Origin of the sequence: Rhodococcus sp. I2R (assembly GCF_020889545.1) — a bacterium.
Taxonomy (GTDB): domain Bacteria; phylum Actinomycetota; class Actinomycetes; order Mycobacteriales; family Mycobacteriaceae; genus Rhodococcoides.
Genome location: NZ_JAHUTG010000005.1, coordinates 254,936 through 270,618, shown reverse-complemented (window position 1 = coordinate 270,618; position 15,683 = coordinate 254,936). Strand labels below are relative to the sequence as shown.

Genomic DNA, 15,683 nt, shown 5'->3' with positions numbered 1-15,683 from the left:
GTACGCACTGGTTCAAGACTCATCGATTCGCGGCCCTCTGTCAACACACGCGGCCCGAAACCTTCGGTAGCGTGCGGACCCGCAAGGACCTCTACACTGCAGGGATGCCCACCGGTCGAGATCCTGCAGCGCGCAGAACCCACGCTCGCGAGGAATTCGTCGACGCGGCCTTCCGCGTCATCGACAGCGGTGGCCCGAACCCGAGCATGAACGACATCGCTCGCGAAGCAGGCGCCACGAAGCCGCGGCTGTACCGACAGTTCGCGGACAAGGCGGACCTGTACGGCGCAGTCGCGCAGCGCATGGCCGACGAGGTGTACCAACTCGCCGTATCGGACTTCAATTTTCTTCTCGACGCACCCGTGCCGGCGCTGCGCCACGCGATCACGGGTTACGCCGAGGTGGTCGCCCGCCATCCGAACGTCTTCAGATTTCTCGCACAGTCACGCTCGGCTCCCGAGGATCCGACGATCGCCCCGCCACTCGATATCGGCCGCGACATCGCCACCCGCTTCTCGGCCGTCGCGCGGTCGATCCTCGAGTCCGTCGACGCCGATACCACGGGTATCGAGTACGCCTGTAGAGCAGCGGTGGGGGCCGTTCTCGCCGCGACCGATCTGTGGCTCGACGACGACGAACTCGGCGCCGAGGATTATGTCGACCAGCTCACCGACCTGGTCTGGGGATTGTTGGCGGCTTACCTACGCCGCAAGCAGCTCGAGCTCGACGGCGAGGAGCCGATCTTCGTTACCCTGGCTCGGCTCAAAGGCGCGTAGGGACTGCGGCGCGTGACGACTCATCGGCGCACGTGCAACGATCCGAGGGAGCTACCGTGCGCATGACTGCGTCAGCGTGCTGGCCGCATCCATCCCACGTGGTCTTTCGGCAGCGAGGACATGGGGCTGGATAACACATTTCGGTCACCTTTCGATTGCGGACGTAAAGATGGGCGATCAGACGTCGACATGCAACGTTCCCATTCGGTATTCGACGCCTTCAGCATACCCCCGGGGGTATCAGATTCCAAGTGATTTCGAGCACCACAGGTTCAGCACGAGAATCTCCCAGCCAACCCAGGGCCGTTGGGCTGAGTATCAGAGGACCTTGTACCCCAGCGCATATGAAGTGGCGAGCCTACGGTCGAGGCCATGGCCTCGGTCTGGGTCACGCGGGAAATTCCATGACATCGATACAGCAAGGCGAGGTTGACATGACGACCCCAGATTCGACAGCCCAGAGCGCGTTCGGAATGCCGCGAATCGGTGATCCTGCACCGGAATTCACCGCCGTGACCACTCAGGGTCCGATCGACTTTCCCGCTGACTATCGCGGCAAATGGGTCATTTTCTTCTCTCATCCAGCAGATTTCACCCCCGTATGCACCAGCGAGTTCATCACGTTCGCTTCGATGTCGGATCAGTTCAAGCAGTACAACACCGAACTGGTCGGGCTCTCGATCGATGGTCTCTACAGCCACATCGCATGGCTGCGCACCATCAAGGACAAGATCAGCTTCAACGGAATGTCCGAGGTCGAGGTCACATTCCCGCTGGTCGAGGACATCACCATGGAGATTGCCAGGCTGTACGGAATGATCATGCCGGGTGAAAGCTCCTCGAAGGCCGTCCGCGCGGTCTTCGTCATCGACCCCAGCGGTGTCGTTCGGGCGGTCATCTACTACCCGCTGAGCACAGGTCGCAATTTCGACGAACTCCTGCGTCTGGTGAAGGCCCTGCAAACCGCGGACGCCTTCGACGTGGCAACACCCGCAGATTGGCGGCCGGGAGATCCCGTGATCGTTCCCCCCGCGGGCTCGTGCGGCACCGCAGCCGACCGGATGCAAAACACAGACACCGACGTCGAATGCCAGGACTGGTTCTTCTGCACCCGATCCATCAGCGAGTCCGAGATCGAGGGCGCGATCCGAGCCGAGTGACGGCTTGCCCGATAAGCGGTGAGTCTGTTGTCGGTGCCGCGTTGTAGCGTCGTGGGCGTGACCTCGGACAAAATGCTCACCCGGATCGGCGGGCTGCTGCGCCAGGCCGAGTCCACCGATAACCCGCACGAGGCCGAAGCGTTCATGGAGGCGGCGCAGCGCCTGGCGACGGCCACCTCGATCGACCTGGCAGTGGCGCGCTCGCACAGTGCCTCCCGTGAGAAGCGGGCAACTCCGGTACAACGGGTCATCCGGATCGGTGAAGCGGGCAAGAGGGGCCTGAAGACGTTCGTGCAGTTGTTCGTCGCCATCGCCCACGCCAACGATGTTCAATGCGACGTCGCCAGGTCGTCGACGCAGGTATTCGCCTACGGCTTCGACTCCGACATCGACACCACCGAGGCGCTCTACTCGTCGTTGCTGATCCAAATGGTTCGGGCCTCGGACAGGTACATCAAGTCCGGGACGTACCGATCCGAGACAGCCGTGCGCACAGTGACCAGAGTGGTCGGCCGTCGCCGCTACCGATTCCGGGAAGAAGTGCCCGTGGCTGCCGTCACCGCGCGGCTCAATTTCCACAGCGCGTTCGCCTTCCGAATCGGCACCCGCTTGGGGGAGGTCAAGAAGGAGACCGAGACCAAAGCGATCTCCGAGAACCGGGAGAAGGGCACGGCATTGGTGCTGCGCGAGAAAGAGATCGAGCTGCGCGAGTTCTACCGCACAGAGTCGACGGCCCGCGGAACATGGCGCGGGCAGAGCGCGAACGCGGGTTACTCCGAGGGTGCGCGCAAGGCAGGTGATCGGGCGGGACGAGCGGCTCGCCTAGGGGTGGGCACGGCAAGCGACAGTCGAGGGCAGATCGGCTCGGCGAACAAGCAACTCGGTTCGTGAAGCGTCCCTCTCACCGGAGCTTTCGCATCACGAACCCGAGCGCCGCCAGCAACCCGAGTAGCACGAGGGACGGCCACACCGGCGGATCTCCGCCGATGATTCCAGCTACGGCAGCGATGAACGCCAGCACCGCGAAAACACCGAGTATCCCGGCCAGCATCTGAAGATGATCCTGCGCGGTCACGATTTGACACCGCCCGCGGTCAACCCGGAAATGATGCGACGCTGGAACAGCAGCACCATGATCACCAGCGGAATCGCGACGATCGTGCCTGCCGCCATGATCGCTGCGTACGGAACGACATGTGGATCGTTGCCCGAGAATCGCGCGATGGCCACCGTCACCGGTTCGGTTCTGTCACTGGAGAGCTGGCTCGCCAGGAGGTACTCGTTCACAGCCGCGATGAACGCCAGAATAGCGGTGGTGAACAACGCCGGTGCCGCAAGCGGCAGCATCACGAGCCGGAATGCCTGGAATCTTCCGGCGCCGTCGATACGCGCTGCTTCCTCGAGCTCCCACGGCAGTTCGGCGAAGAATGCCGTCAGTGTGTAGATGGTCAAGGGGAGCACGAACGAAATGTTCGGGATGATCATCGCCTGATAGCTACCGATCCAGCCGATGTTCGTGAAGAACTGGAACAGTGGCGTCACGAGCGCGACCACCGGAAACATCGACGCCCCGAGAACGATACCGACGACAACGTACTTGAACCGGAAGTCGATGCGGGACAATGCATAGGCACAGAAGATGCCGATGACCAATCCGATGAACGTGGTGACGCCACCGATGATCAAGCTGTTGAACACTGCTCGGACGAAGTTGTTGCCGTTGGACGTGGACAGCGCGTTCGCGAAGTTCTCCCACGTCACGTGCGTCGGCCACGGTGTCGTGTCGAAGGTATATCGGGGGTCACGGAAAGCCGTCACCGTCATCCAGTAGAACGGCGCGAGACCCCAGATCAGGATGATCAGGACTCCGAGGTAGATCCGCGCAGTTTTCATCGGAGGGTTCCTTTGCGCTGATCCTCTTGCGTCGCCACCGCATTGGCACCGAGGAACTTCACCAGAATGAACGCGACGATGAAGATCATGATGAAGGAGATGGTGGACAGCGATGCTGCGCTGTTGAATCCTTGCCGAATCTGTTCGACCACCAGGATGGAGATGGTCCGCGTAGCCGGATTGCCCTCGGTGAGAATGGCCGGCAGATCGTACATCCGGAGCGCATCCATGGTGCGGAAGAGAATCGCTACCATGAGCGCGGGTTTGACCAGCGGCAGTGTGATTTTGGTGAACCGCTGCCAGGCCGATGCGCCGTCGACGCGCGCGGCCTCGTAGACGTCGGCGGGAATCATCTGCAGCCCAGCGAGTATCAGCAGCGCCATGAACGGTGTCGTCTTCCAGACGTCGGCGATGATGACTGCGAAACGTGCGGGCCAGGCATCGCCCGTCCACAGGATGTTCGTTCCGAGCATCTTGTTGGCGATGCCGTCATAGGCGAAGATGAAGTACCACAACTTGGCGGTGACCGCCGTCGGGATGGCCCAGGGAATGAGAATCGCGGCCCGCAACAACGCTCGGCCGGCGAAAGTCTTTCCCATGATGACGGCCATGGCGAAGCCGATGACCACCTCGATGGACACTGTGACGACCGTGAAGAACGCAGTATTGCCGACGGCTTCCCAGAACTGCGATCCGAGAGTGCCGGGGGGACAGGGAACCAAGGTCCCCGACGCCGACGTGCACTGCTGCAGTATCCAGTGGGTGTAGTTGGAGAATCCCGCGCTGCCGCCTTGGACGAACATCCCCGTCGCCGGGTCGAGACCCGCGTCCTTCTGGAAGGACATGATGACGGCGCGGATGACCGGGTAGGCGATGACGACCGCCAGAATCACCAGCGTCGGCGCGATCAGCAACCACGCCCTGCCCGACGAGAGTCCGAAGCGTGGCTTCGATGCGGTGCGTGCATGCCGACCGCGGCCGGGGGAAGATCCCCCGGCCGCGGTCGTTGCTACAGCCCCACCGGTTTCACCAGTAGGTAGAGCCATGAATTCTCCTGATTGGCCCGAAAGCGAATCGCTAGTTGGCGCCGGCCGACTCGATACCGGCCTGGATGTCCACGATGGCCTGGTCCACGGGCTTCTCACCCTTGATTGCAGCGAAGGTGTTGTCCTGGATCGCCTTCGACACAGCCGGGTAGAACGGTGTGACGGGACGCGGGACCGCGTTCGCGATGGACTCCTTCAGGGCCGGCAGATAAGGCATCTCGGCGATGAGAGCGGGATCGTCGTAGAGCGACTCGAGCACGGGAGGCAGAGCGCCCTCGGCGATGATGCGCTGCGCCTGCTCGCCCTGCATGAAGCGCAGGAAGTCGGCGGCAGTCGCCTTGTTCTCCGAGAACGTACTGATGGCGGCGTTGTAACCGCCGAGTGTCGAGGTGCCGACACCGTCGACGCCGGGCAGTGGTGCGACGCCGTAGTTACCGGCGACAGCCGATCCCTCCTGCGAGGCGGTGCCGTAGACGTAGGGCCAGTTGCGCAGGTACAGGACGTTGCCGTCCTCGAACGCCTGCTGGCTCTCGGGCTCTTTGAAGGTGGTGTCCTGTTCCGGGATGACACCGGTCTCGAAGGCCGTCACCAGTGCCTGCAGACCTGCCCTGGCCTCGGGGCTGTCGACGGTGGGTGTGGTGCCGTCCTCGGCGACGAACGATCCGCCGTGCGCGTTGATGATCTCGGATACGTTCGCGGTCAGACCCTCGTAGGCCGCGAACTGGCCTGCGTAGCAATCGATGTTGTTAGCTGTCGCGATCTCGCAGCTGGCGGTGAGCTCGTCCCACGTGGTGGGTGCCTCGGGCACCAGATCGGTCCGGTAGAACAGCAGGCCGCCGTTGGTGTTCTTCGGCGCCGCATACTGGGTTCCGTTGTAGGTGGCGCTCTCGACCGTCGAGGGCAGGATGCCCGCGTTGTCCATCGCGAACTCACCCTCGAGCGGGACGAGCCAGCCCTTGGCTGCGAACTCGGCCGTCCAGATCACGTCGAGCGCCATGACGTCGTAGTCGGACTGCTCCGCCTGCAGGTGCTGAACCAGGTCGTCGTGCGCCTGATCGGCGTCGTTCGACTGCTCCTTGAAGGTGACTTCCTCGTCGGGGTTGGCAGCGTTCCACTCGTCGATGATCTGCCGAACCACCCCGGTCTCGGTGGTGTCTTTACCTTCCACGTACGTGATGGGCCCGCGGCCATCGGTGTTGGCCGAGGCCGAGTCGCTGGAACCGCTGTCGCCGGAACACGCGGTGAGCGTCAGCAACGATGCCGCTGTCGCGAGCACCGCCACCTTAGAGATCAAAGACGCCATTGTTTGTCTCTCCACTTGCTTGCTGCACGGGTGCGTGAGGAGATCACAGCACACGAAAACGAACGCGCTCCCCCGACGCACAATGTCGATAGGGACTGTGACACACATTCGGCGAATTGGGAGCGAATCGGCACGAGCTGAATCGGTCAACCTGCTGCCAGCCGAGGTTCAGTCCAATTTTCCGAGCACGATGCGCAGACCGAGAACGCTGGCGATGGGGAACGTCGCGGCCACGAGCCAGGGGATCGCCGAGCCAGGACCGTCGTCGGGTGCAGCATCGATCACTGCACCGAGCGCCACCGATCCGATCAGCACCCCGATGCCGCCGACGGAGGCCATGAAACCGTAGTAGGAGCCGAGCCTGCGTTCGCCGGCCAAGCGCGGCACCAACTCACGCGCCTGCGGCATGGCGAGCATCTGACCGAGAGCCAGCAGGAGAACGAACATCGCAGCCGGGACGAGGCCGACAAAACCCTCCAGCTGCAGTGGTGATGTCGCAGCGACAACGACGAATGACACCGCCATGACTGCGAATCCGACGGGGATAACGACGCGTGGTGACCGACGCGCCGTGGCCCGGGTGATTGGCAGCTGTGCCGTCACCACGAATACCGCGGAGATGGCGAAGAACCAGCCCAGAACGGTTTGCGAACCCCCGGCCCGTTCCACCTCGAGTGGCAGCAGCAGATACAACTGGTTGTATGCCACCAGTTGCGCGCTCATCGCGACCGCGAAGAGCACGAACAGCTTGTTGCGCACAACGTCCGTCCAGCCCGAGAGCCACGGATCGTCGCGGTGCTCACCCGGTTCGTTCGGCAACCACTTCACATGGGCAGCAACAATGACGAGAAAAATCGCCGCCGCGACGAGGCAGGCGAGGCGAAAGTCGACCAGCAGCAACAGCGAACCGACGAGCGGTCCGGTGAACGATCCGATCTGACTGCACACCGACAGCAACGCGAAGGTCTCGACCCGGCGGGGGCCACCGTCGGACTCGCTCTTACCTGCCTCGATGGCTACGGCCGATTCCACTGCAGGAGAGAACAATGCCGCCGCAAAGCCGACGAGGACCGTCGCCACCAGTACCCCGGTGAGCGAGTCGAAGAATGCCAGACCCACGAATCCCAGCACGCGCAACACACAGCCGACGAGGACGACGGGTTTGATGCCCCACCTGTCGGCCAGTGTGCCACCGATGAAGAACAGTCCCTGCTGCGAGAAGGTTCGCACTCCCAGCACGACTCCGACGAGAGCGGCCCCCAGTCCCAGGTCGGAGGTCAGGTGCACCGACAGGTACGGCAGCACCATGAAGAAGCCGACGTTGAACGTCAGCTGCGTCAGAACCAACAGCCTGATCGTCGGAGTCGCCCGCTGTAGATCGTCGATGAACGACCACCGCCACCGCGCTTGCTTCACACCCGTACTCATGCCGCAGGGGAGCCTACCGCTGCCTCGCTGGCCGGATTGCTGTCGGTGCGACGGCTGCGCCCCGAGGTGGCACTGGACAGGGACACCGCCAGCACGGCCAGTGCGATCAGTGAGGCCAACGGTGCCAACACCACCCACGGCGCTCGTTCGACGTTGGCGACGCCGTCGGCCAGGATCAACCCCCAGTCCGGTGACGGCGGCTGGGGTCCGAGTCCGAGAAAGCCGAGTGCAGCCAGCGCGAGCGCGACACCGGGCAGGCGAAGCAGCGCATGGCGCAGGACCACCGGGACGACGCTGGGAACGATGGACCCGAACAGGATTCGCGTTTCACTGGCGCCGAGGGTCGGCAGAATCGCGATGTACGGACGCGCTCTGGTTTCTTCTACCAACGCGGCGGTGTGTGCGGCCAGCGGAGCCCACGTCACGATCAGAACGGCAACGGCGGCACCCCCGGCGCTGGGCCCCCAGATCGCGGCGATGATGATGCCCGCGACGATGGGGGGAGCGGCATTGGTGACCTCGATCAACCCGCGTGATGCGCGTGGAATCAACCCGAACAACACGCCGATGACGAACGCGGCCAACGTTACCGCCAGCGACAACCCGATCGTCGAGACGGCGCCGTCGGACACTCGCGCCAGCAGGTCCCGTCCGGACGCGTCGGTGCCGAACGGAAACTCGAGAGACGGCGCCGCGAACTTGTCCCGGCTGGTGACGAACGGGTCGCGAGTCACGCCTGCAAGAACGATGACGAGAAGTACCGTCGCCGAGACTATCGGTGCGATCCATCGACGCGGGGACGGCGCGAAGACCCCGGACGGGATCGGCATCGCCCGGTCGCGTAACGCACTGCCGAGCATCAGACGCCGGAGCATCTCGGCGGTGATGCCGAGCAGCGCGCTGATCACGAGCAGCAAGAGCACGTCGATCTGCAGCGCAGGAAGGTCCTGAGACTGGGCGTCGCCCAGCGTCTTTCGGCCCAAGCCTGGAATGGCGAACACCTTTTCCACAGCCACCGCGCCGCCGGTCAACGCGACCATGATGAGCCCGATCTGGGTAGCGAGACCGGGCAATGCTCGACGCACGACTGCGACGGCGATGCGCCGTTTGGAGAAGCCGGCCACCGTCCACGTCGTCACCCAGCCCTCGGTGAACGTGACGGCGATGGCGTCGGCGAGGAGCCGGTCCAGCAGGCCTCCGGCTGGTAGGCCCAGCGCGAGCGCCGGAAGCACCGCATACTCGAGCCCGTTCCACCCGTACGCCGGGAACGACAGCCACACGGCTCCGAAAACGACGAGTGCCGAGGCCAGCAGGAAGTCCGGGAGCGAGGTCAGCGCAGCCGCGGCGGCGCCGCTCGTTCGGCGCGGCGTACCGCGCAGTCCCGCGCGCAGGGACGGCAGGACCACCAGGGTCGCGACGATGAGGGCGACGATCAGAACGAACCCCATCAGGGTCAGCGATACCCCCAGGGCGTCGAGCGCACCCGGCAGCACCGGCGTGCCCGAGTTCCACGACACCCCCGGATCGCCCTGCACGAGACCTGTGAGCCAGTCCCAGAACATGCGGACCGGCCCGGCGTCGAGGCCCAACTCCCGACGGATCGAGTCGAGAGCTTCGTCGGTGGGCTCCTGCTCGGCCGACCGCGCTCGCAGAATGCTCAGTGCGGGATCACGATCGGAGAGCCACGGGAGCATCCCGAGCAGCGCCACCACACCTGCGACAGTGACGACGCGCGACACCGTGACGATCGATGGTCCTCCTCGCACGGTCTACTCGAACGTGGTCTGGTTGGTGATGAGAATGCGCTCGCGAGGGTCGCGGGCCACATCGGTGATACCGGCGGACTCGCCTTGGATGACGCGCTCGTGCAGCATCGGGACCGCGGCGTCCTTCTCCAGAATCAGCCTCTCGGCCTCGAGGATTGCTGCGCGACGGGCGTCGCCGGGTTCGGTTGCCGATGCCGCCGCCAACGCCGCGTCCACCTCGGCGTCGCAGAACTGGGAGATGTTGAACGATCCCTCGCAGGCGAAGTCGGAGTACATGTACGCCACCGGGTCACCGGAATCGAGGACCGTGGCGCGCGAGAGGATGAAGGCGTCGAAACGTCCCTCCAGCGCGTCGGATTCGATGAACTGGTACTCGCGGACGACCTGCTCGACGATGAAGCCCTGGGCCTCGAGCTCCTGCTGCAGCAGCACGGCAACCTCGGGCAGTTCGGCGCGATCGGTGAAGGTGGCGAGGGTGATTCGTTTGCCGGTCGCGTCGCCGGCCGGGGTTTCGGTGCGCTCGGGGCGATCGGCGGCCCAGGGAAGTGCAGGTCCGAGGAGACCGTTCGCGGCGTCGGCGCGGCCCTCGTACACCTGCTCGACGAGTCGATCCTTGTCGACGGACTCGCGGGCCGCGGCGCGCATGGATGGGTCGCTGAAGACGCCGTTCGCGGTATTGAGATACAGGGTGTTGGTCCGCGGCATCGGTACCTCGTGCACCAGCTCGGAGTCGACGAGCGATGCCTGCGAGACCGGAATGGCCTCTACGACATCGGCGGTGTCGTTGCGTAGCGACGCCCCGCGGGCGGTGCCGTCGGGCACGAAGTCGGCGTCGATGCCGGCGATCTTGGCACTCTCGCCCCAGTAGTCGTCATTGCGGTCGAGCGAGGCGCTCGAGGTGCCGTCGACGCTGGTGAGCACGAACGGCCCGGTGCCGGTGCCGATCGCATCGACCGGACCCTCGCCCTCGTAGGCGACCGGGGCGAGGATGGCCAACTGTGGACTCGACAGTCGCTGGGGCACCAGCGGGTCGACCAATTCGGTTGTGACCGTCACGGTCTCCTCGTCCACCGCTTCTACCGTCATCTCGACGCCGTCGAGGATGCGCGGCTTGGGTGCAGCCTCGGTCGCCGCCGTCAGTGCCGTCACGACAGCATCGGCGTCGAGCAGTGCCCCGTTGTGGAAGCGCACATCGGGACGGATGTCGAAGCTCCACGTGAACTCGTCGACGCGGTCCCACCCGGTCGCGAGCCCCGGTAGTGCGTCACCGAGGTCATCGAGGGTGACCAACGTTTCCGCCGTCGACCAGCGTGAGAGCTTGAAGGCGTCGTCGCTGAACTGGTCGAGGCCCGAGCGCGGCGGCTGGAGATGAGCGATCCGCACTCGATCCTCGCTGTCCTCGGACGCCGGTGTGGAGAAGCAACTGGTGAGCGCGAGAACACCCACTGCACCGACCGCTCCAAGTCGTGCTGCGCGAAACTTGCTGCTGGACATGCATTTTCTCCTGTGCTGGTTCGTGACCGGTCAAGCGGAATGAAGCCTGGGCACCGCGTCGAGCAATGCTCGGGTGTGCTGATGGACGGGAGCGGTGAGGACGGACGCGGTGGTCCCGGTCTCGACGATCCGGCCGTCGCACATCACCGAGATGTCGCTGCACAACCGAGCCACCACCGACAGATCGTGGGAGACCACCAGCAACGCGGTCGAGGTTCGTGTGGACAGGTCGTCGAGCACGGTGAGTACCTGGTCGCGCAGGTCGAGGTCCAGTCCGCTCACCGGCTCGTCGGCCAGCAGATAGTCCGGTTCACAAGCAACGGCGCGTGCGATGGCGACCCGCTGGTTCTGGCCGCCGGACAGTTCCGAGGGCCGTCGCTGCAGATATCTCTCGTCCAATCCAACTGCAGCCAGTGCGCGCCGAGCGAGTGCCGCGTGGTCGCCCTCGGCGCCGAGAAGGCGCAACGGCGTCGCGACGAGATCGACGACGCTTCGCCGAGGGTCGAGTGAGGTGGCCGGGTCCTGCGGGATGTACTGCACCCGTCGGCGAAACCACCGCAGCGAGCGGGCGTTGCCGGGCACAACGACCGTGCCGTCCAGCGTCACGGTTCCGGAGTCCGGATGGTTCAGCGCGAGAAGCATTTTCAGTAGCGTTGTCTTGCCTGATCCCGATTCGCCCACCAGCGCGACCCGCGCGCCGGGCGGGACCTCGAGGTCGACTCCGTCGAGCGCGGTGGTGGTCTTGCTGCCCTGGCGGAATCGACGCGTGAGTCCGGATGCGAGAAGGCTCATCGGGCGCGGCCTGCGGTCAGCGCGGACAGCGGGTCCATCGCCCGCGCCCGTGCGATGAGACTCTCTGTCAGGGGGCTCCGGGGATTGTCGATGATGTCGGTCGTCGCACCCTCTTCGACGATATGTCCGCGTTCCATGACGATCAACCGGTCGCACAGCTGGGCCGCGACGGCCACGTCGTGCGTGATGAACAATTGCGCGGAGTCGACGGCCTTCAAGGCGTCGAGCACCCGTACCTGCGTGACCACGTCGAGGGCGGTGGTCGGCTCGTCGGCGACGAGCAGCGGGCTGCGGCAGGCGAGGGCCAACGCGATGCACGCCCGCTGACGTTGACCACCTGAGAGTTCCAGGGGGTAGGCGGCGAGGATCCGCTCGGGTTCACGGAAGCCGACCTGCTCGAGAATCGCGGTGGCGTCGGATTTCGTTCTTCGAGCGGGCGCGCTGAGTTGCGCGCCGACGGTGACCATCGGGTTCAGCGCGGTTGCCGAGTCCTGGAAGACCATCGCCGGGCGTGCGCTGAGGGGACGACGCGGCGTCGGCAGGCCCGCGACGTCGTGGCCATCGACCGTGATGTGACCACTCGAGGTGATGCCCGGGGGAAGGTGTCCGATGATCGCCGAGGCGGTGAGCGACTTGCCCGACCCGGACGCGCCGAGGAGGCCGACTCGCTGGCCGGCGGCAATTCGGAAGGAGATGTTCTCGACGATGCGGGTACGGCCGGCGTCGATATTCACGCCATCGACGACGAGCAAGGGGGTCTCCTACGCGAGAATACGGGCGCCTGTTGGCAGTGACTTCGACAATCGTTGTCGCTTTAACTGTAGAGGCGCCTCGGAGCAGACACAAATTCGGCATTAGTGTCGAGACGGTGAAGAACAGGGATTCGCAACGGTCGAAGGTGTACGCGGCCGAGACCTTGGTGCGGACCATCTTCGATCGAGCAGACGAGCGTGACCTGCGAACCGTCGACATCTACGGCTCCACACTGACGCTTCCGATCGAGCGGAAGTTCGCCTCACTCGATTCGGTTCAGCACTACCTCGACTCGATTCTCGCGCTCGACTGGGTCCGCGCGCGGTGGCCCGACGCCGGGACGGTGCAGGTGCGCGAGCGGTCCGGATCCGGGGCCTCGCACTACGAGAGAGACACCCGCACCATCGCCGTCCCGCTGCACCGCAGAAACAAAGCATGGGCACTACGCGAGCTCGTCGTACTCCACGAACTCGCCCACCACTTCGAACCGGAGGACTCCGAGGCTCCCGCACACGGCGGTGCATTCGTCGACCGCTTCGCAACCCTGGTCACCGAGATCGTCGGCAACGAGGCGGGGTTCCTACTGCGGGCCACATTATTGGAGACGGGCGTCGAGATCGGATTATGCGCACAATAGAGGTATGACTGTAAAAATCGGCGTACAACTGCAGCCCCAGCATGCCCCCGACTACGGCCTCATCCGAGATGCGGTGTTGCGCTCGGAGGATGCGGGTGTCGACATCGTCTTCAACTGGGACCACTTCTATCCGCTCTACGGCGACCTCGACGGGGCGCACTTCGAGTGCTGGACGATGCTCGGCGCCTGGGCCGAACAGACGTCCGAGGTCGAGATCGGGGCCCTCGTCACCGGCGGTGGCTATCGTAATCCCGACCTGCTCGCGGATATGGCACGCACGGTCGACCATATGAGCGGTGGCCGACTGATCCTGGGCATCGGTGGTGGGTGGAACCAAAAGGACTACGACAACTTCGGTTACGAGTTCGGCACCGCGGGCTCGCGCCTGAAGCTGCTCGACGACAACCTCGCTCGGATCAGGCACCGTCTCGACGTCGCCAATCCCGCGCCGACACGCGAGATTCCGATCCTGATCGGCGGCGGTGGGGAGAAAAAGACACTGAAGATGGTCGCGAAGTACGCACATATCTGGCACAGCTTCGCTGACCTGGAGACTTTCGAGCGCAAATCGGGCATCCTCGCCGAACACGGCGAAACCGTCGGACGTGATGTTTCGGGCATCACCCGTTCGGTGCCATGGCCGGGCGCGGACAAGGCCCAGTCCTTCGTCGACGCCGGGGTGAGACTGTTCACCGTGGGGACAGGCGGCCCCGACTACGACCTCACGGAACTCAAAGCTGCGCTGACGTGGCGCAACGACCACAGGTGAGAACTTTCGGGATCGAAGCTCCTCGGTGCGGGAATGTTCGAGCACTCTCGGTGGTTGACCCGCCGGGCGGCGTAGCGCTCGTGCCGCCTCCAGCGGCGCGATAGTTTCGTTCGTTCGTGACCATACCGAATCACCGATGCCAGCACCGAGGAGTCCAGAGTTGAACACACGTCGTTTACGAGGCCGCGCCACCGCAGCAATTGCAGCGACGCTCGCACTCACGCTCGGCGCAGTAGCGTGCTCGAGCGACGGCAGCTCGGGCGGCACCGGCGAGAACGCACTCGCCGGCTCGGATCAGGTATCGCTGGACAGGCACACCACCGATGACGTCACTCCGCTCGACGAGATCGACACCGCGAACATCGGATTGACCCAACCCGGCACCCTGTACGTGGGCACACTGTCCGACGCCCCGCCGAACATCTTCATCGACGAAGCCGGCAACTTCACCGGCTTCGACAACGAACTGCTCAGGGCGATCGGGGACAAACTCGGCCTCGAGGTCGAGTTCGCCGCGACCGAGTTCTCGGGCCTGCTCGCTTCGGTGAACAACACGGTCTACGACGTCGGATCCTCGTCCATCTCCACCACCGACGCGCGCCGCCAGACCGTCGGATTCACCAACGGCTACGACTTCGGGGAAATGGCGCTCGTGGCGAAGAACGACTACGCCATCCGGACCATCGCCGAGCTGGACGGCCAGCAGCGCATCGGCGTCGTCCAGGGCACTGTGCAGGACGATTACGTCACCAACACCATCGGCATCGAGCCGGTCCGATTCCCGGACTACAACACCGCCTACGCCAACGTCAGGTCCGGCCAGATCGACGCGTGGGTCGCGCCGTCGCAGCAGGCCTCCGGCCAGGTCAAGGCAGAGGACGGTGTCGCCATCCTGGAAACGACCGTCAACACCACCAACTTCACTGCCTACGCGGTGAACAAGGACAACCAGCCGTTGATCGACGCCTTGAACTCCGGACTCGACGCGGTCGTCAACGACGGCACATGGAACACCCTCGAGCAGGAGTGGTACCCGGAGCGCGAGGTGCCCTCGGACTGGAAGCCGGGTAGCAAGGCCTCCGTTCTCCCGGCGTCCTAGTCGATGGATACGCTCTCCAACCTGTACGACACGTTCTTCGACTGGCAGCTCATCTGGGACACCGTCCCCGCGCTGATCACCGTCGGACTGCCGAACACTCTGATCCTCGCCCTCTCGTCCGGGGTGATCGGCACGATCATCGGACTCGGGCTAGCGGTGGCGGGAATGTCCCGTTCCCGCTGGCTCCGGTGGCCGGCCCGGATGTACACCGACGTCTTTCGCGGGCTTCCCGCAGCCGTCGTCATTCTCCTCATCGGGCTCGGCTTCGGGCCGACGCTGACCCAATTGACCGGCAGCCGAAGCCCATTCCCACTCGGTATCGCTGCTCTGTCGCTGATGGCGGCGGCGTACTTCGGCGAGATCTTCCGCTCCGGCATCCAGAGCGTCGACTCCGGCCAGCTCGAGGCGTCCCGCGCGCTGGGGTTCAGCTATCGGCGGTCGATGGCGCTGGTGGTTGTGCCGCAGGGGATTCGACGCGTCCTGCCGGCCATCGTCAATCAGTTCATCTCGCTGATCAAGGACAGTTCGCTGATCTACTTCCTCGGGTTGCTGGCCTCGCAACGCGAGCTGTTCCGGGTGGGGCAGGACACCGCCGCGCAGACCGGCAATCTCTCACCCCTGCTGGCCGCCGGGGTGTTCTACCTGTTCCTGACGATCCCCCTGACGCACCTGGTGAACTTCATCGATTCCCGTCTGCGATCGGGCAAAGCCGACACATCCGGCACGCTCGACCCGGTCGAGAAGATCATCGTGGTGGAGAGGTGAGC

At 64.6% G+C, this 15,683-nt stretch carries 14 protein-coding genes and 1 pseudogene; 6 read left to right on the top strand and 9 right to left on the bottom strand.

The annotated features are described in order from the left end of the window. Positions 1-104 precede the first annotated feature (104 nt). The 3 genes from KVY23_RS07265 (at position 105) to KVY23_RS07255 (ending at position 2,827) form a co-directional block, all read left to right on the top strand. On the top strand, positions 105-776 hold the full coding sequence (locus KVY23_RS07265) for a TetR/AcrR family transcriptional regulator (protein WP_230555884.1): 672 nt from the start codon (positions 105-107) through the stop codon (positions 774-776). Positions 777-1,210: 434 nt separating this feature from the next. Beyond that, on the top strand, positions 1,211-1,936 hold the full coding sequence (locus tag KVY23_RS07260; protein WP_187346751.1) for a peroxiredoxin: 726 nt from the start codon (positions 1,211-1,213) through the stop codon (positions 1,934-1,936). A gap of 57 nt (positions 1,937-1,993) precedes the next feature. After that, positions 1,994-2,827, top strand: a complete 834-nt coding sequence (locus tag KVY23_RS07255; RefSeq protein WP_230555883.1) for a DUF2786 domain-containing protein — start codon at positions 1,994-1,996, stop codon at positions 2,825-2,827. 10 nt (positions 2,828-2,837) lie between these two features. Here KVY23_RS07255 and KVY23_RS07250 read toward each other — a convergent pair whose 3' ends face one another. The 9 genes from KVY23_RS07250 to KVY23_RS07210 all read right to left on the bottom strand — a co-directional run bounded on the left by KVY23_RS07250 (position 2,838) and on the right by KVY23_RS07210 (position 12,410). Continuing rightward, the gene (locus tag KVY23_RS07250; protein WP_230555882.1) at positions 2,838-3,011 is read right to left on the bottom strand and encodes a hypothetical protein; all 174 of its coding nucleotides are present in this window, start codon (positions 3,009-3,011) and stop codon (positions 2,838-2,840) included. Further along, entirely contained in the window at positions 3,008-3,829 is an 822-nt protein-coding gene (locus tag KVY23_RS07245) for a carbohydrate ABC transporter permease (protein ID WP_206508774.1), read from the bottom strand. Before KVY23_RS07245 ends, KVY23_RS07250 begins: the two co-directional genes overlap by 4 nt. Continuing rightward, positions 3,826-4,875 (bottom strand): carbohydrate ABC transporter permease, encoded by a 1,050-nt coding sequence (locus KVY23_RS07240; RefSeq protein WP_206508775.1) that lies wholly within the window; start codon positions 4,873-4,875, stop codon positions 3,826-3,828. The genes KVY23_RS07245 and KVY23_RS07240 overlap by 4 nt, the downstream gene beginning before the upstream one ends. A 31-nt stretch (positions 4,876-4,906) precedes the next feature. Next, the gene (locus KVY23_RS07235; protein ID WP_230555881.1) at positions 4,907-6,178 is read right to left on the bottom strand and encodes an ABC transporter substrate-binding protein; all 1,272 of its coding nucleotides are present in this window, start codon (positions 6,176-6,178) and stop codon (positions 4,907-4,909) included. A 168-nt stretch (positions 6,179-6,346) separates the two neighbouring features. Further along, positions 6,347-7,606, bottom strand: coding sequence for an MFS transporter (locus KVY23_RS07230; RefSeq protein WP_230555880.1), 1,260 nt, complete (start codon positions 7,604-7,606; stop codon positions 6,347-6,349). Continuing rightward, complete coding sequence (locus KVY23_RS07225; protein WP_230555879.1) at positions 7,603-9,372, bottom strand: ABC transporter permease subunit; 1,770 nt, start codon at positions 9,370-9,372, stop codon at positions 7,603-7,605. Before KVY23_RS07225 ends, KVY23_RS07230 begins: the two co-directional genes overlap by 4 nt. Before the next feature lie 3 nt (positions 9,373-9,375). Then, the gene (locus KVY23_RS07220; protein ID WP_230555878.1) at positions 9,376-10,866 is read right to left on the bottom strand and encodes an ABC transporter substrate-binding protein; all 1,491 of its coding nucleotides are present in this window, start codon (positions 10,864-10,866) and stop codon (positions 9,376-9,378) included. Positions 10,867-10,896: 30 nt separating this feature from the next. Continuing rightward, positions 10,897-11,658 (bottom strand): ABC transporter ATP-binding protein, encoded by a 762-nt coding sequence (locus tag KVY23_RS07215; protein ID WP_230555877.1) that lies wholly within the window; start codon positions 11,656-11,658, stop codon positions 10,897-10,899. Continuing rightward, on the bottom strand, positions 11,655-12,410 hold the full coding sequence (locus KVY23_RS07210; RefSeq protein WP_230555876.1) for an ABC transporter ATP-binding protein: 756 nt from the start codon (positions 12,408-12,410) through the stop codon (positions 11,655-11,657). Before KVY23_RS07210 ends, KVY23_RS07215 begins: the two co-directional genes overlap by 4 nt. A gap of 116 nt (positions 12,411-12,526) precedes the next feature. On the opposite strand from KVY23_RS07210, the gene KVY23_RS07205 reads away from it, so the two are divergent. From KVY23_RS07205 to KVY23_RS07195, 3 genes and pseudogenes are all read left to right on the top strand, one after another. Then, positions 12,527-13,048, top strand: coding sequence for a TIGR04338 family metallohydrolase (locus KVY23_RS07205; RefSeq protein ID WP_230555875.1), 522 nt, complete (start codon positions 12,527-12,529; stop codon positions 13,046-13,048). A gap of 4 nt (positions 13,049-13,052) precedes the next feature. Then, positions 13,053-13,817 carry an LLM class F420-dependent oxidoreductase gene (locus KVY23_RS07200; protein WP_230555874.1) on the top strand — a complete coding sequence of 255 codons (765 nt, stop codon included), beginning with the start codon at positions 13,053-13,055 and terminating at the stop codon, positions 13,815-13,817. A gap of 136 nt (positions 13,818-13,953) precedes the next feature. Beyond that, positions 13,954-15,681 (top strand): annotated as a pseudogene (locus KVY23_RS07195) (ABC transporter substrate-binding protein/permease). Positions 15,682-15,683: the final 2 nt, after the last annotated feature.